Below are 14,955 nucleotides of genomic sequence, written 5' to 3' on the forward strand. Positions count from 1 at the left end.
TGGGTAGTTCCCCGCGCCCCTGAGGGGCGTTGCTGCTCCGTGGTCTACAAGTAGCCGCTCATTCACTCATCACGGTGAGTTGCTGTCGCATGCCTGTTTGCCGTCACTCACCGTGTGCGAAAGTGATCTCTGCGTGTAAATGGAGTCGAGCGTACTCCTGTTGCGGGTCTCGTTTCAGGCGGTTGCTGAATATGACACGGCGATGATCCGGTCGGACTAAGCTCGCCCGCAGCGCACCGAGTTGCGGTGTATTCGTGCGCCTGTTCCCAAAAATCCTGATGATCCCAACAGTCCCATGACGTATACCCCCGCAAGCTCCCCCGACTCCCCGCCGACTGCTTTCAGAGGGCCCACATGGTGAGTGTTCAATCCCCACCCGCACGGCGTGAACTTCCCTATGCGCGCGTGCTGTTGCTCCCGGCGATACTGATGGCCGCGGCGACCGGAACCGCCGTCGCCCTGGTGACGCCCTCGGCCCGGACCGCAGTCGGCCTGTGCGGCGCCGTCGCCACGCTCCTGGTGATCGCCACCGCGGCCGAAGCGGTGCGCCGCGGCCGCGCGCTGCGGCACGCCCAGGCCGAGCACGCCCGTCACAGCGCGTCGCTGGAACAGCGCATCATCGCCCACCACGAGGACTGGGTCCGCTTCGGCGAGGACATCGTGCCCACCGCGCTGCGACGGATGGCCGGCGGTGTTTCCCCCGTGGAGGTGATCCGCCAACTCAGCCTGGTCGATCCGGCCTTCCGGGACATGCCCGACCCACAGCGCCAGCTGCTCAAGAAGCTGATGCGCATCGTGGACCACGAGGAAGCCCTGCGCGACTCCGCCGCACGCTCCTTCGTCACCATCGCCCGGCGCGTGCAGGCGATCGTCCACCAACAGGCCAACGAGCTGCGGGAGATGGAGGAGGACCACGGCCGCAACCCCGAGGTCTTCGACGACCTGCTGCGCATCGACCACGGCAACGCGCTGATCGGCCGCCTCGCCGACTCCATCTCCGTCCTCGGCGGCGGCCGCCCCGGCCGCCAGTGGCCCCTGCCGGTGTCGCTGTACAGCACGCTGCGCGGCGCCATGTCGCGGATCCTGGAGTACCGCCGAATCAAGCTGGACAACATCGCCCGCATCAGCGTCAAGGGCATCTACGTCGAGCCCGTCATCCACGCCTGCGCCGAGCTCTTCGACAACGCCACCCGCTACTCGCCGCCGAGCACCAAGGTGCACGTCACCGCGGTCCAGGTGCAGACCGGCGTCGCCATCGAGATCGAGGACGCCGGCGTCAGCTTCAGCGAGGAGGCCCGCATCCGGATCGAGGGCATGCTGGAGCGCGCCAAGGCCGGCGTCGACCTCCAGGACCTCGGTGACGCCCCGCGCCTCGGCCTCGCCGTCGTGGGCCGCCTGTGCCGGGCGTACAACATGCAGGTGGCGCTGCGCTCCTCGGCGTACGGCGGGGTCCGGGCCGTGGTCATCGTGCCGAGCAACATGCTCACCGACGAGCCCGGCGTCGGACTCGCCCACGGCATCGGCGCCACCTCGGTGCCCACCGTCTCGCCGGACGCCCTGGAGGGCCCCAAGCGCCCGCCGAAGCGGCGCCGCCCGACCAGCCCGAAGATCCCGGCCACGGTCCCCATGGAGGACGACGTCCCGGTCGTCACCGAGTGGACCGCGAACGGTCTGCCGCAGCGCCGCAGCCGGGTGAAGACCCCGCTCAGCCAGCGGATCCGGGAGCAGTACGCCGCCGAACGCGCCGAGAAGGAGGCCGCCGAGCGGGAGGGGCGCGAACCCCGGCCCGTGTGGGGCGCCCCCGAACCCAAGCCCGAGAACAAGGACCAGCCACCGCCCGGGATGTGGGTCGAGGCGTTCATGGAGGGGCTCAAGCGACCGAAGCCGACCTCCTCCACCCAGCCGACCAACGAGCCGGCCCGTGCCCAGGCCGACGACGAGAGGGAGCCCAACTGATGGCGTACCGAGCGAACTTCGACTGGATGCTCCAGGACCTCGCCAAGGGCGTGCCCGGCATCCAGATGATCGTGGTGCTCTCCGCCGACGGACTGCGCATCGCCCGCCACGGCGGCGATCCGGACACCGCCGACCGGGTCGCCGCGGCCTGCGCCGGACTGCAGAGCCTGGCGAGTGCCGTGGCCGACGAGATCCCGACCAGCGACGGCCAGATGCGCATGATCCTCATCGAGGTCAACGGCGGCTACTTCTACCTGATGGCCGCCGGGCCCAACGCCTATCTCGCGGTGCTCTCCAACATCGTCGCCGAACCGGGCCTGATGAGCGCCCAGATGCGCGACCTCGTCGACCGGATCGGTCCCCACCTGACCAGTCCGCCGAGGCGCAACGGGAAGGCCGTATGACTCCTCCGCAACGCAAGCGGCGCTCCACCAGACAGGAGCCCCCACCCCAGCCGCAGCCGCAGTCGGCCCCTCAGGCGGGCGGCGCGGGCCACGACAGCACGGACGGCACACCGGGCAAGGACGGCAAGCCCTCCAACCCCGAGCGCCTGTTCGTGATCGGTGAGACGGACGGCGATCGCGCGGAACTCGACCTGGTCACGTTGATCGTGGCGCGGGCCGAGCCGAAGCCGTCCACCAGCCCGGAACAGGCGGCGGTGCTGCGGCTGTGCGCCGCCCCGCTCTCCGTGGCCGAGTTGTCGGCCTACCTCAGTCTGCCGTTCAGCGTGATCACCGTCCTGCTGACCGAGATGCTGACGGCCGAACTCGTGCAGGCACGCGCCCCCGTCGTCCGCCAGGCGCTCCCTGACCGTTCCATCCTCGAAGCGGTGATGCATGGACTTCAAAAGCTCTGACACCATCCCGGGCCCACGCACCGAGGACCATCTGCCGCACACGGCACAGGCCGCGGTGAAGATCGTCATCGTGGGCGGCTTCGGGGTCGGCAAGACGACCATGGTCGGCTCGGTCAGCGAGATCAAACCGCTGACCACCGAGGAGACCATGACGCAGGCCGGCGTCGGTGTCGACGACAACTACGGCTCCGACTCCAAGACGGCCACCACCGTGGCGATGGACTTCGGCCGCATCAGCATCACCGACCAGCTCGTGCTGTACCTGTTCGGCACGCCCGGCCAGGAACGCTTCTGGTTCCTGTGGAACGGGCTGTTCGAGGGAGCGCTGGGCGCGGTGGTCCTGCTCGACACCCGGCGGCTGGAGGTCAGCTTCGACGTCATGGGCCGGCTGGAGGAGTGCGGTGTGCCCTTCGTGGTCGCCGTCAACACCTTCCCGGACGGCCCCCATTACCCGATCCCGGAGCTGCGCGCGGCGCTCGACCTGGCCGAGGAGATCCCGATCCTGGAGTGCGACGCCCGCCGCCGCGCCTCCAGCAAGGAGGTGCTGATGACGCTGATGCGTTTCCTGCACTCCCTGGCCATGACGGGCCAGCTCACCTGACCCGCCCGCACCGCCGCAGGTCCCACTCCCCAGACAACGGTCCCCCCACAGTTTCCGAAAGCGACTCGCTGTGACGCCTGAATCCCACTCCACGACCGGCACGGACGACCTCACCGCCGGCCCGCCCCCCGGCTGCCCCGCACACAACACCCTCGGCCCCGGCGGACTGCACCGGCTCTACGGCCCCGAAGCACGGGACCTGGGCGCCCTGTACGAGAAACTCCGCGCCGAGCACGGTGCCGTGGCGCCCGTGCTGCTCCACGACGACGTACCGATGTGGGTGGTCCTCGGCCACGCCGAGAACCTGCACATGGTGCGCTCGCCCGCGCAGTTCACCCGGGACAGCCGGCTCTGGACGCCGCTGCTGGAGGGCATGGTCAAGCCCGACCACCCCCTCATGCCGCACATCGCCTGGCAGCCCATCTGCTCGCACGCCGAGGGCGACGAGCACCTCAGGCTGCGCGGCGCGGTCACCGGCGCCCTGACCACCATCGACTTCCGCAGCCTGCGCCGGCACATCACCCGCTACACCCAGATCCTCGTCAACCGGTTCTGCGAGGCGGGCGAAGCCGACCTCGTCAGCCAGTACGCCGACCATCTGCCGATGGCCGTGATGTGCGAGATCCTCGGCATGCCCGACGAGTACGGCGACCGGATCGTGCACGCCGCCCGCGACATGCTCAAGGGCACCGAGACCGCGATCGCCAGCAACCAGTACATCGTGGACGCCCTCGGCCGGCTCGCCGCCAAGCGCCGCGCGCAGCCCGAGGACGACTTCACCAGCCACCTCGTCACCCACCCGGCCGGCCTCAGCGACGACGAGGTCCGCGAACACCTGCGGGTCGTGCTCATCGCCGCCTACGAGGCCACCGCCAACCTCCTCGCCAACGTGCTGCGCACGGTGCTCACCGACCCGCGCTTCCGTGCCCAGCTCAACGGCGGCCAGATGACCGTGCCCGAGGCGGTCGAGCAGTCCCTGTGGGACGAGCCGCCGTTCAGCGCGGTGTTCGCCTACTTCGCCAAGCAGGAGACGGAGCTGGGAGGGCAGCGGATCCGCAAGGGCGACGGGCTGCTGTTCGCCCCCGCGCCGGGCAACGTCGACCCGAAGGTACGGCCCGACCTGACGGCCAACATGCAGGGCAACCGGTCCCACCTCGCCTTCGGCGGCGGCCCGCACGAGTGCCCCGGTCAGGACATCGGCCGTGCCATCGCCGACATCGGTGTGGACGCGCTGCTGATGCGGCTGCCGGACGTCGAACTCGACTGCGACGAGGAGGACCTGACCTGGACCGAGTCCATCTCCTCACGCCACCTGGTGGAACTGCCGGTGCGGTTCGATCCCAAGCCGCCGCAGGACGTCATGGACAAGCCCGGCCTCCAGCCGGTGCCCCGCCAGCGCAGCACCTGGCAGGTCGGCGCCCCGGCACCCGAGTCGGCGCCCGCCCCCACGCCGGAGCCCTCCCCGGAGCAGGCGGGCACCGCCACCGCGGCGCCGCAGCAGCAGCCCCTGCCCGACGCCGAGACGGCGAGCACCCGCACGCCGGGCGTCTGGCAGCGGTTCCTGCGCTGGTGGCGGGGTTACTGACCGGCCCACTCCGGGTCCCCGGACCAGGCCGTCAGCGTCCTTTCGCTGCGGAAGACGTGCGCCAGCCCCGTGACCGGGTCGGTGAACTCCAGCTCCCGCGCCAGCAGCTGAAGCGGGCGCCGGAAGTCACCGGCCGGCACGGGGCCGGTCACCACCGGATACAGCGGATCGCCGAGGATCGGCACGCCCAGCGCGTTCATGTGCACCCGCAGCTGATGCGTCTGCCCGGTGCCGGGCACCAGCCGGTAGCGGGCCAGATCCCTGCGGTGCTCGATCAGCTCGATACGGCTCACCGCGTTGGGTTCGCCCTCGACCTCGCGGGCGGTCAGCGTCCCGCGCTCCTTCACGATCCGGCTGCGCACGGTCCGGGGCAGGGCGAGCGCCGGGTCGTACGGCGCCACCGCCTCGTACGCCTTGCGCACCCGCCGGTCCCGGAACAGCGTCTGGTACGCGCCCCGCTCCTCGGGCCGCACCGTGAACAGCACCAGCCCGGCGGTGAGCCGGTCCAGCCGGTGTGCGGCGGTCAGCGTCGGAATGCCCAGCTCGCGGCGGAGCCGGGCGAGCGCGGTCTCGGCGACATGGCTGCCGCGCGGCGTGGTGGCGAGGAAGTGCGGCTTGTCGACGACGACGATGTGCTCGTCGCGGTGCACGACCTGCAGCGGAAACGGCACCGGCACCTCGACGGGCAGCTCCCGGTGGAACCACACGAACATCCCCGGCACATACGCCGCGTCCGGCGCGACCGCCGTCCCGTCGGCCCCGACGATCAGTCCCGCCTGGAACATCCCGTCGACGACCCCGGCACCGGCCCCCGTCAGCCGCTGCACCAGATGCTCCCGCACGGTCGCCCACGCCCCCTCGAAGGGCAGCCGCACCCGCACCGGGTCCACACCGTCACGCTGTGGCAACGGGGAAGGCGGAATCCGGGTCCTGCGTCTCATCGCCGTCCAGCGTAAGCGCTCACCCGGGGCGGCTGCGGGGGCCCGCGTGACCGTCGCGTACGCCTATGCGGCCGCCGTCGCCCCGGTGGCCTCCTGCTCCGCCTCGATCCGGGCGTTCCACTCCCGCTTGGACGCCTGCCAGCCGTCCTCGTTGTGGCCGAGCCGCCAGTAGCCGGAGATGGACAGGTCCTCGCGCGGGATCTGGCGCTCCACGCGCAGCAGTGCGCGCAGCTCCTTCACGAACGCCGCCTCGCCGTGCACGAACGCGTGCACCCGGCCCTCGGGGAACTCCAGCGCCCGGACCGCCTCGACCAGCGCCTCACCGATGGGACGCTCGCCGCGGTGCAGCCAGACGACCTCCGCGTCGGAGTCGATCTTCTGCTCCTCCTCGGGCCCGGCGACCTCCACGAAGGCCCGGACCTCGGCGCCGTCGGGAAGCGACTCCAGGGCGGCCGCGATCGCGGGCAGCGCGCTCTCGTCACCGGCGAGCAGATGCCAGTCGGCGCTCGCGTCGGGGGCGTAGGCGCCGCCGGGGCCCGTGAAGCGCAGGGTGTCGCCGGGCCGGGCGCGCATCGCCCAGGGACCGGCCAGGCCCTCGTCGCCGTGGAGCACGAAGTCCAGCGTCAGCTCGCGCAGTTCGGGGTCCCAGGCGCGCACGGTGTACGTCCGGGTGACCGGCCACTGTTCGCGGGGCAGCTCCTCGCGGATCCGCTGCAGGTCGAAGGGCTCCGGGTAGGTCACGCCCTCGGCCGGGGGGAACAGCAGCTTCACATAGTGGTCGGTGCACGTACCCGCCGTGAACTCGGCGAGGCCGTCGCCGCCGAGCACCACCCGCTGCATGTGAGGGGTCAGCCGCTCGGTGCGGACGACCTGGGCGGAATGAGCCCTGCGCGGCTGGCGGGCCGGACGTTCTGCCATGACGGCCTCCCTGATCCGAATAGCTTAGGCTTACCTAAGCTAGCACTTCCGTCCCACTGATGCCTCTCAGCTGTTCAAGTGCGTCTTCTTCGGCGTTCAAGTGTATGAGTCCGAGTTGCCGGAATCGTCACGATTCGAGCGTGGTGAGCAGCCGCTGCAGCGCGCCGCCGAGCCCCCAGCGCCCCGACAGCGCCTCCAGTGCCGCCGGGTCGCGCGGCGTGCGCGGCAGCGCCGTGTCGACGTCCGGGAGCGGCACGTCGCAGGCCACCCGCACGACCGTCGGCGCCACCGCCAGGTAGGGCCGCGCCTCGTCCAGCCGCTTGCGCTGGGTCGGCGTCAGCTTCGCCTTGCGGTCGTCGACCGCGGCCAGGATCCCGGCCAGGTCGCCGAACTCGGCGAGCAGCTTCGCGGCCGTCTTCTCGCCGATGCCCGGCACGCCCGGCAGACCGTCGCTGGGGTCGCCGCGCAGCAGGGCCAGATCCGCGTACCCGCTGCCGTCGACGCCATACTTCTCGCGCAGCCACGCCTCGTCCGTGAGCTGCAGGGTGCCCACGCCCTTCAGCGGGTACAGCACCCGCACGCCACGAGCGTCGTCCACCAGTTGGTACAGGTCCCGGTCGCCGGTGACGATGTCGACCGGGCCGGTGGCCTGCGCGGTGAAGGTGCCGATGACGTCGTCCGCCTCGTACCCCTCGACCCCCACCCGCGCGATGCCCAGCGCGTCGAGGACCGCCTCGATGACCGGCACCTGCGGAGACAGCGTGTCCGGCACCTCCTCCATGTCCGGCCCGACCTCGTGCTCCTCGGCGACCCGGTGCGCCTTGTACGACGGGATCAGCTCGACCCGCCACTTCGGGCGCCAGTCGGCGTCCATGCACGCCACCAGGTGCTCGGGGTGGTGGTCCCTGACCAGCCGGTCGATGAAGTCGAGCAGTCCGCGCACGGCGTTCACCGGCGTGCCGTCCGGCGCCTTCACGGAGTCCGGGACGCCGAAGTAGGCGCGGAAGTAGAGCGAGGCGGTGTCGAGGAGCATCAGTCGTCCGGTCACGTCCCGCATCATGCCGTACCCCACTGACAGCCACCCGGCGCGGCCGGGGGCGTGGTCGTCGTGAACGTGCTGTGAACCGGATCACTGCGGTGTTTGCCTCGGACGCGTCTGGGCATGCGCCGCCTCGGAGCGATGCCGGTTGCATTTTCAATTGTTTTGCGGCCCTTCGTCTCCCTCCCTTGCCGTCGAGACGAGAGGCACGCGTGTCAGCCAGGCTTGAGGCCCAGCATCTCTACAAGGTGTTCGGCAGAAGACCGGACGAGGCAGTGGACAGGCTCCGCGCCGGGGCCGACCGGGAGGAGTTGCGGGCCGACGGCGCCACCGCCGCCGTGATCGACGCCTCCTTCACCGTGGAACCGGGCGGGATCTTCGTCGTCATGGGCCTGTCGGGCTCCGGCAAGTCCACACTGCTGCGCATGCTCAACGGGTTGCTGGAGCCCACCGCCGGAACGGTCCGTTTCGACGGCCAGGACCTGACCGCGCTCTCCGACCGCGAACTGCGCGAGGTCCGGGCGAAGAAGATCAGCATGGTCTTCCAGCACTTCGCGCTGTTCCCGCACCGCAGCGTGCTGGAGAACGCCGCCTACGGCCTGGCCGTGCAGGGCGTGCCCCGCGCCGAGCGCGAGCGCCGCGCCGGCGAGGCGCTGGCTCTGTGCGGACTGGACGGCTGGGCGGAGGCCTGGCCCGACGAGCTGTCCGGCGGCATGCAGCAGCGCGTCGGTCTCGCCCGCGCGCTCGCCACCGACGCCGACCTGCTGCTGATGGACGAGTCCTTCAGCGCGCTGGACCCGCTGATCCGCCGCGACATGCAGGACCAGCTGCTTCAGCTGCAGCGGACGCTGAAGAAGACCATCGTCTTCATCACCCACGACCTGAACGAGGCCATGCGCCTCGGCGACCGGATCGCCGTCATGCGCGACGGCCGGATCGTGCAGACCGGCAGCGCCGAGGACATCCTGCTGCGCCCCGGCACCGACTACGTGGCCTCCTTCATCCAGGACGTCGACCGCTCCCGCGTGCTGACCGCGGGCGCGCTCATGGACCCGTCGGTCACCGCCGACGCCCCCCTCTGCGCCTGCGAGACCGCGACCCGCGAGACACCGTTCGTGGAGCTGTGCGCGATCAGCGCCCGCCTGTCGCACCGCGTCTCGGTGGTGGACCAGGCGAACCGGGTCGTCGGTGTCGTACCGCGGCAGCGGCTGATCGGCTTCCTCGGCGACGAGACGGCCGGCCCCGCGCCCTGCGACAACCCGGACGGGAAGGCGACCGCCCATGCCTAGGCTTCATCTCGGCGACTGGGTCGACTCCGGCGTCGACTGGCTCGTCAACCATCTCTCCTGGCTCTTCGACGCGGTCAAGGCCGTCGTCGAGGGCATGTACAACGGCATCAGCGACGTCCTCACCGCCCCCGAGCCGCTGCTCCTGGCCGGCATCCTCGCGGTGCTCGCCTGGTGGCTGCGCGGCCTGCTGGGCGGCGTCCTGGCCTTCGCGGGCTTCGCCCTGATCGACTCGCTCGACCTGTGGGACCGGGCCATGTCGACCCTGTCCCTGGTGATCGTCGCGACCGTGATCGCCCTGGCGATCTCCGTCCCGCTGGGCATCTGGGCCGCCCGCTCCAAGACCGTCAGCGCCCTCGTCCGGCCTGTCCTGGACCTGCTCCAGACGATGCCGTCGATGGTCCTGCTGATCCCGGCGATCCTGTTCTTCGGCATGGGCGTGCCGGCCGGTGTGATCGCCACCCTGATCTTCGCGCTCGCGCCCGGCGTCCGGATGACCGAGCTGGGCATCCGTCAGGTCGACGCCGAACTCGTCGAGGCCGCCGAGGCGTTCGGCACCACGCCCCGCGACACCCTGCTGCGCGTGCAGCTGCCGCTCGCCCTGCCGACCATCATGGCGGGCGTCAACCAGGTCATCATGCTCGGCCTGTCGATGGTCGTCATCGCCGGCATGGTCGGCACCGGCGGTCTCGGCGGCGCCGTCAACGAGGCGATCGGCCAGCTCGACATCGGCCTCGGCTTCGAGGCGGGCCTCGGCATCGTCGTCCTCGCCATCTACCTGGACCGGATCACCGGCGCGCTCGGTGAGCAGATCTCCCCGCTCGGCCGCCGCGCCGCCGCCCGGGCCCGCGCCACGGGCAACCGCCGGGTGTGGCACTACCGCCCCCGCCCGGTCGTCGCGGTCGTCGGCGTGGTCGTCCTCGCCCTGATCGGCGGCGGCATGGGCGTCTTCGGTTCCTCGACCGGCACCGCCGAGGCCTCCGCCACGAACGTCGGCAAGGGCAGGGAGATCAAGCTCGGCTACATCCCCTGGGACGAGGGCATCGCCACGACGTACCTGTGGAAGGAGATCCTGGAGCGGCGCGGCTTCGACGTCACCACCACGCAGTACGCCGCCGGCCCGCTCTACACCGGCCTCGCCACCGGCCAGATCGACTTCCAGACCGACTCCTGGCTGCCGACCACGCACGCCGAGTACTGGAAGAAGTACGGCGAGCAGCTCGACGACCTCGGCTCGTGGTACGGACCCACCTCCCTGGAGCTGACCGTCCCGTCGTACATGAAGGACGTGAACTCCCTGGACGACCTGAAGAACCACGCCTCCGACTTCGACGGCAAGATCGTCGGCATCGAGCCGAGCGCCGGAATGATGGGGCTGCTCAAGGACAAGGTGCTCAAGGAGTACGGGCTGGAGAACGCGTACGACGTCGTCGACGGCTCCACGCCCGCGATGCTCGCCGAGCTCAAGCGGGCGTACGCCAAGAAGCAGCCGATCGTCGTCACGCTCTGGTCGCCGCACTGGGCGTACAGCGACTACGACCTGAAGAAGCTCAAGGACCCCAAGGGCGCCTGGGGCAAGGGCGACGGCGTGCACACGCTCGCCCGCAAGGGCTTCGCCGAGGACAACCCCGAGGTCGGCGAGTGGCTGCGGAACTTCTCCATGACGGAGGAGCAGCTGACCGGCCTGGAGGCGCAGATCCAGAAGGCCGGCAAGGGCAAGGAGCAGGACGCCGTGCGCGCCTGGCTCAGGCAGCACCCCGGGCTGGTCGACGAGTGGGCCCCGGTGGGCGAGGGGCAGAGGCAGGCGGCCGGGTGACCTGACCGGCTCCAGGGGTGGGCAGCGACGTACACGCACGCGCGCGTGTGCGGCCGCGCCCACCCCTCGTGGCATGACGGCCACCCGAGGTGCACCGTCCGTACGAAAAGGATCCGGACAACCACGCAGCGCTACGCCACCGCCAGAACCCGGCCGTCAACTTCACGAAGCCGACCCCCACTTGCGCGGCACCCGGCCGCCTGGTGGGCTCTGGCACGCCGTGGGAACATGGGGGACCGCTCGCGCATTGAACCGAACAGCGTCAGGCTCGTACTGATCGACGGTCAGGGTCGCGGACGCATCCGCGCGACCTGCGGCCGAGGACGGCTCCGGCCCGCTGGTCAGCCCGTTCGCCCCGAAGGAGGAGCGTGCGGCGGGTGCCGCCCGGGAGGCTGATCCAGTGGCGCGAACTGTGGGGTCGCGGGCCACGCTGGGTGACGGCTGTGTGACGGGCGCATGAAACGGTTTGCCGAACATGCGTAGGGTGCAGAGAACTCATCAGAAAGGAGTGCGCCCGGACAGCGGCGTACACGGACCGACCGACGAGCGAAGGAGGGAGCCGGAGCGATGGGCGACCACAAAGAGCAGCCCCTTCGGGTGGGCGCGGCCGTGCGGCGGCGCCGTCGTGCCCTGGAGCTCACCCTCGCCGTCGTGGCCGAGCGCAGCGGCCTGTCGGTCCCCTTCCTGAGCCAGGTCGAGAACGACCGCGCACGGCCCAGCCAGACCTCTCTGGAGAAGGTCGCCGACGCCCTGCGCACCACCGCCGTCGAACTCCTCGCCGCCGCCGACCCGGCGTGCAGCGTCGACGTGGTGCGCGCCGGGGACGCCGAGCCGGGACCGCACCCGCAGGTCCGTTCCCTGGTGCGCGGTCATCACCAGATGCAGGCCTCGGAGTTCACCGGCGACCACGAGGCGGGCCGTGAATTCCAGTACCGCAACGACCAGTTGATGTACGTCGCCGACGGCGCCGTGGAGATCGAGGCGGAGGGCCGCGCCTACCGTCTGGGCCGCGGCGACACCCTGTACCTCACGGGCGGTGTGCGGCACCGCTGGCGGGCGACCGTGCCGGACACGCGCGTGCTCGTCGTCGCCGTCGCCGAGCACATCGAGGCCGTGCGGGACCGGCACCGGTAGCCGTGCGCGTCGTCTCGCTGGTGCCTTCCCTCACGGAGGCCGTGGCGGTGTCCGCCCCCGGCGTCCTGGTCGGCGCCACGGACTGGTGCACCCATCCGGCGGACCTCGACGTCCCCCGCGTCGGTGGCACCAAGAATCCCAAGGCCGACCGCGTCCTGGCACTCGCCCCCGACCTGGTGATCGCCAACGAGGAGGAGAACCGCGCCCCCGACCTCGACGCCCTGCGCTCGGCCGGTGTCGAGGTGCTGGTGACCGAGGTGCGGGACGTGCCGCAGGCCTTCCGGGAGCTGGCGCGGGTGCTGGACGCCTGCGGGGCCGATCCGCGCCCGGCGTGGCTGCGGGACGCGGAGGCGGCCTGGACGCGGCCACCCGTCCTGGACCCGCGCAGAACGGCCGTCGTCCCGATCTGGCGGCGGCCCTGGATGGTGCTGGGCCGCGACACCTTCGCGGGCGACGTCCTGGCCCGCCTCGGCGTCGACCACCGCTGCGCGGGCCACGCCGACCGCTACCCGCGCATCCCGCTCGACGAGCTGCGCGCCGCGGCCCCCGACGTGGTCGTCCTGCCGGACGAGCCCTACCGCTTCACCGCCGACGACGGCCCGGAGTCCTTCGAGGGCCTGCCCTGCGCGCTGGTCAGCGGCCGGCACCTGACGTGGTACGGACCGTCACTGGCCGAGGCGCCACGGGTGCTGGCCGAGGCCCTGCGAGCAGCTCTCCGCTGACCAGCCCGCGCGCCGTCCGTACGGCGACGACGGCCCAGGCGGCGACCAGGACGCCGTACAGACCGATCGCGAGCCAGCCGAAGGCGACGAGCCCGGTGTGCCGTCCCAGGGCCTCCGCGCCGGTCACGCAGGTGCCGACGGGGAAGGTGAACGCCCACCACGTCATCGCGAAGCCCATGCCCTGTCGGCGGGCCCTCAGCACCAGCACGGTCGCCAGCGCGAACCACAACAGCGCGAAACCCATCACGGGCAGCCCGTACAGCACGACCAGGACACTCCCGCCGTAGGGCGCCGCGTCCGCGACATGGGCGACCGCCGTCGTGGACTGCCCGAGCGGGCCCAGCACCAGGAACAGGGTCGGGGTGAGGGCGAGCGGCAGCGGCCCGCCGGTGAGCAGCCGGGCGAAGATCACCGGCAGCATGAGCAGGGTGGCGAGCAGACTCAGCCCGAACAGCGCCACGCAGGCCCGCAGCAGGATCTCCCGGGCCTGCCCGGGCGGCAGATACGGCACGAGCAGCGGCCCGAGGGCCGCGGACACCATGGGCGCGACCAGTGGCAGCAGCCACACGGGAGTGGCCTGCCCGGGATCCGGCCGGTGGTGTACGGCCATCAGGTACGGGACGGCGACGGCGGCCGCCAGCCCGAGGACCGTCCCGGCCGTGAACAGCACGGCGTCGAGCGCCACCGCCGCCCCGGTGCCGATCCAGTCCCGCCCGACGGTGATCGTGCCGCCGCCGACCGCCAGCAGGGCCATGGCCAGGCAGCCGTAGAAGGGGGCCGTCGCCGGGTCCAGGAGGTGGGCGCGCGCCTGGTCGCGGTGGTGGGTCCAGTGCAGGGCGCGGGCGGCGAGCAGGGCCGCCAGGAGGACCAGGGAGAGGGCCCAGACGGCCGTGCAGGCGGTGCGCAGCCCCGGGAGGTGCACGGGGAGCGCCGCGCCGGCGGTGGCGACGATGGCGGTGCCCATGACGGACGCGTACCAGTTCGGTCCGAGGTGACGGACGGCGGGGACACGCCGGGTGGGGCGTGACACGGGGTGGGCGGCGGTGACCATGCGCTCACGGTGGCGCCGGTCCGGGGCTGCCACCAGGGACCACGTCTCTATGGGGGCATAAGGTGGGGTTATGAGCAGGTCGGAGGGACAGCAGAACGGGCGGACGCCCCCGGGCGCGGGTTCGCTGGCGCACCGGGTGCCGGATCTCGGGGCGCTGGAGCTGCTGCTGGCCGTGGCGCGGCTGGGCAGCCTCGGCGCGGCGGCCCGGGAGGTCGGCATCACCCAGCCGGCGGCGAGCAGCCGGATCCGTTCCATGGAGCGGCAGTTGGGGGTGGCGCTGGTGGACCGCTCACCCCGCGGCTCCCGGCTCACCGACACCGGTGTGCTGGTGACGGACTGGGCGCGGCGGGTCGTGGAGGCGGCGGAGGCCTTCGACGCGGGGGCGCAGGCACTGCGGGACCGGCGGGACTCGCGGCTGCGGGTCGCGGCGAGCATGACCATCGCCGAGTATCTGCTGCCGGGCTGGCTGCTGGCGCTGCGCGCGGGACGCCCCGACACGGCGGTGTCGCTGCTCGCGGGCAACTCGGCGGCCGTCGCCGAGCGGCTGCTGTCCGACGAGGCCGACCTGGGCTTCGTGGAGGGGCTGACGGTCCCGGCGGGACTGGACTCGGTGGTCGTCGGCCACGACCACCTCGTCGTCGTGACGGCACCCGGTCACCCCTGGGCCCGTCGGCGCCGCCCGCTGTCGGCGGACGAACTGGCGGCGACCCCGCTGGTCCTGCGCGAGAAGGGCTCGGGCACCCGCCAGGTGCTGGACGCGGCGCTCGGCGGCCTGGCCCGCCCGCTGATCGAGCTCTCCTCCACCACGGCCGTGAAGGCCTCGGCGGTCGGGGGAGCGGGACCCGCGGTGCTCAGCGAACTGGCGGTCGGCGAGGAACTGGCGACCCGGCGCCTGGTGAACGTCCCCGTGGACGGCGTACGCCTGCGGCGCGACCTGCGGGCGGTATGGCGAACGGGCCACCGCCCGGCGGGCCCCGCGCGGGAGCTGCTGGGCCTGACGCGGAAATCGAAAACAGGCGGGAGGACAACGCCCTAAGGGGTCCTTGCACT

14 protein-coding genes are annotated in these 14,955 nt (G+C 71.9%); 10 read left to right on the forward strand and 4 right to left on the reverse strand.

Annotated features, from left to right (window positions below):
* Window positions 1-354 precede the first annotated feature (354 nt).
* The 5 genes from KWI83_RS06830 (at window position 355) to KWI83_RS06850 (ending at window position 4,998) form a co-directional block, all read left to right on the forward strand.
* Window positions 355-1,956 (forward strand): sensor histidine kinase KdpD, encoded by a 1,602-nt coding sequence (locus KWI83_RS06830; RefSeq protein WP_218513377.1) that lies wholly within the window; start codon window positions 355-357, stop codon window positions 1,954-1,956.
* Window positions 1,953-2,360 (forward strand): roadblock/LC7 domain-containing protein, encoded by a 408-nt coding sequence (locus KWI83_RS06835; RefSeq protein ID WP_141309447.1) that lies wholly within the window; start codon window positions 1,953-1,955, stop codon window positions 2,358-2,360. Before KWI83_RS06830 ends, KWI83_RS06835 begins: the two co-directional genes overlap by 4 nt.
* Window positions 2,357-2,812: a DUF742 domain-containing protein gene (locus KWI83_RS06840; protein ID WP_218513378.1), complete on the forward strand. Its 456-nt coding sequence runs from the start codon at window positions 2,357-2,359 to the stop codon at window positions 2,810-2,812. The genes KWI83_RS06835 and KWI83_RS06840 overlap by 4 nt, the downstream gene beginning before the upstream one ends.
* On the forward strand, window positions 2,793-3,413 hold the full coding sequence (locus tag KWI83_RS06845; protein ID WP_218513379.1) for an ATP/GTP-binding protein: 621 nt from the start codon (window positions 2,793-2,795) through the stop codon (window positions 3,411-3,413). Before KWI83_RS06840 ends, KWI83_RS06845 begins: the two co-directional genes overlap by 20 nt.
* A gap of 70 nt (window positions 3,414-3,483) precedes the next feature.
* On the forward strand, window positions 3,484-4,998 hold the full coding sequence (locus KWI83_RS06850) for a cytochrome P450 (RefSeq protein ID WP_218513380.1): 1,515 nt from the start codon (window positions 3,484-3,486) through the stop codon (window positions 4,996-4,998).
* Here KWI83_RS06850 and KWI83_RS06855 read toward each other — a convergent pair.
* The 3 genes from KWI83_RS06855 to KWI83_RS06865 all read right to left on the reverse strand — a co-directional run bounded on the left by KWI83_RS06855 (window position 4,992) and on the right by KWI83_RS06865 (window position 7,914).
* Entirely contained in the window at window positions 4,992-5,939 is a 948-nt protein-coding gene (locus KWI83_RS06855; RefSeq protein WP_218513381.1) for an RluA family pseudouridine synthase, read from the reverse strand. The genes KWI83_RS06850 and KWI83_RS06855 overlap by 7 nt on opposite strands.
* A 63-nt stretch (window positions 5,940-6,002) precedes the next feature.
* Window positions 6,003-6,857, reverse strand: coding sequence for a siderophore-interacting protein (locus tag KWI83_RS06860; RefSeq protein WP_218513382.1), 855 nt, complete (start codon window positions 6,855-6,857; stop codon window positions 6,003-6,005).
* Window positions 6,858-6,984: 127 nt separating this feature from the next.
* Window positions 6,985-7,914 carry a 5'-3' exonuclease gene (locus KWI83_RS06865; RefSeq protein WP_256361935.1) on the reverse strand — a complete coding sequence of 310 codons (930 nt, stop codon included), beginning with the start codon at window positions 7,912-7,914 and terminating at the stop codon, window positions 6,985-6,987.
* Window positions 7,915-8,108: 194 nt separating this feature from the next.
* Between KWI83_RS06865 and KWI83_RS06870 the strand changes: the two genes are divergently transcribed.
* The 4 genes from KWI83_RS06870 to KWI83_RS06885 all read left to right on the forward strand — a co-directional run bounded on the left by KWI83_RS06870 (window position 8,109) and on the right by KWI83_RS06885 (window position 12,854).
* Complete coding sequence (locus tag KWI83_RS06870; RefSeq protein ID WP_218513383.1) at window positions 8,109-9,185, forward strand: glycine betaine/L-proline ABC transporter ATP-binding protein; 1,077 nt, start codon at window positions 8,109-8,111, stop codon at window positions 9,183-9,185.
* A complete protein-coding gene (locus KWI83_RS06875) occupies window positions 9,178-10,998 on the forward strand; it encodes an ABC transporter permease/substrate binding protein (protein WP_218513384.1) in 1,821 nt (606 codons plus the stop codon). Before KWI83_RS06870 ends, KWI83_RS06875 begins: the two co-directional genes overlap by 8 nt.
* A gap of 567 nt (window positions 10,999-11,565) precedes the next feature.
* Window positions 11,566-12,132: a helix-turn-helix domain-containing protein gene (locus KWI83_RS06880; protein WP_218513385.1), complete on the forward strand. Its 567-nt coding sequence runs from the start codon at window positions 11,566-11,568 to the stop codon at window positions 12,130-12,132.
* Window positions 12,133-12,134: 2 nt separating this feature from the next.
* Window positions 12,135-12,854 (forward strand): helical backbone metal receptor, encoded by a 720-nt coding sequence (locus tag KWI83_RS06885; protein ID WP_218513386.1) that lies wholly within the window; start codon window positions 12,135-12,137, stop codon window positions 12,852-12,854.
* Here the strand turns inward: KWI83_RS06885 and KWI83_RS06890 are convergent.
* Window positions 12,766-13,905: a TDT family transporter gene (locus KWI83_RS06890; RefSeq protein WP_218513387.1), complete on the reverse strand. Its 1,140-nt coding sequence runs from the start codon at window positions 13,903-13,905 to the stop codon at window positions 12,766-12,768. The two genes, KWI83_RS06885 and KWI83_RS06890, sit on opposite strands and share 89 nt — an antisense overlap.
* Window positions 13,906-13,975: 70 nt before the next feature.
* Between KWI83_RS06890 and KWI83_RS06895 the strand changes: the two genes are divergently transcribed.
* Window positions 13,976-14,941 (forward strand): LysR family transcriptional regulator, encoded by a 966-nt coding sequence (locus KWI83_RS06895; protein ID WP_218513388.1) that lies wholly within the window; start codon window positions 13,976-13,978, stop codon window positions 14,939-14,941.
* Window positions 14,942-14,955 lie beyond the last annotated feature (14 nt).

Origin of the sequence: Streptomyces sp. TRM70350, from assembly GCF_019219825.1 — a bacterium.
Taxonomy (GTDB): Bacteria; Actinomycetota; Actinomycetes; order Streptomycetales; family Streptomycetaceae; genus Streptomyces.

Coding starts and splice junctions, on each gene's coding strand:
- KWI83_RS06830 (WP_218513377.1), top strand. CDS start 355: ATGGTGAGTGTTCAATCCCCACCCGCACGGCGTGAACTTCCCTATGCG.
- KWI83_RS06895 (WP_218513388.1), top strand. CDS start 13,976: ATGAGCAGGTCGGAGGGACAGCAGAACGGGCGGACGCCCCCGGGCGCG.
- KWI83_RS06855 (WP_218513381.1), bottom strand. CDS start 5,939: ATGAGACGCAGGACCCGGATTCCGCCTTCCCCGTTGCCACAGCGTGAC.
- KWI83_RS06860 (WP_218513382.1), bottom strand. CDS start 6,857: ATGGCAGAACGTCCGGCCCGCCAGCCGCGCAGGGCTCATTCCGCCCAG.
- KWI83_RS06875 (WP_218513384.1), top strand. CDS start 9,178: ATGCCTAGGCTTCATCTCGGCGACTGGGTCGACTCCGGCGTCGACTGG.
- KWI83_RS06840 (WP_218513378.1), top strand. CDS start 2,357: ATGACTCCTCCGCAACGCAAGCGGCGCTCCACCAGACAGGAGCCCCCA.
- KWI83_RS06880 (WP_218513385.1), top strand. CDS start 11,566: ATGGGCGACCACAAAGAGCAGCCCCTTCGGGTGGGCGCGGCCGTGCGG.
- KWI83_RS06890 (WP_218513387.1), bottom strand. CDS start 13,905: ATGGTCACCGCCGCCCACCCCGTGTCACGCCCCACCCGGCGTGTCCCC.
- KWI83_RS06845 (WP_218513379.1), top strand. CDS start 2,793: ATGGACTTCAAAAGCTCTGACACCATCCCGGGCCCACGCACCGAGGAC.
- KWI83_RS06865 (WP_256361935.1), bottom strand. CDS start 7,914: ATGCGGGACGTGACCGGACGACTGATGCTCCTCGACACCGCCTCGCTC.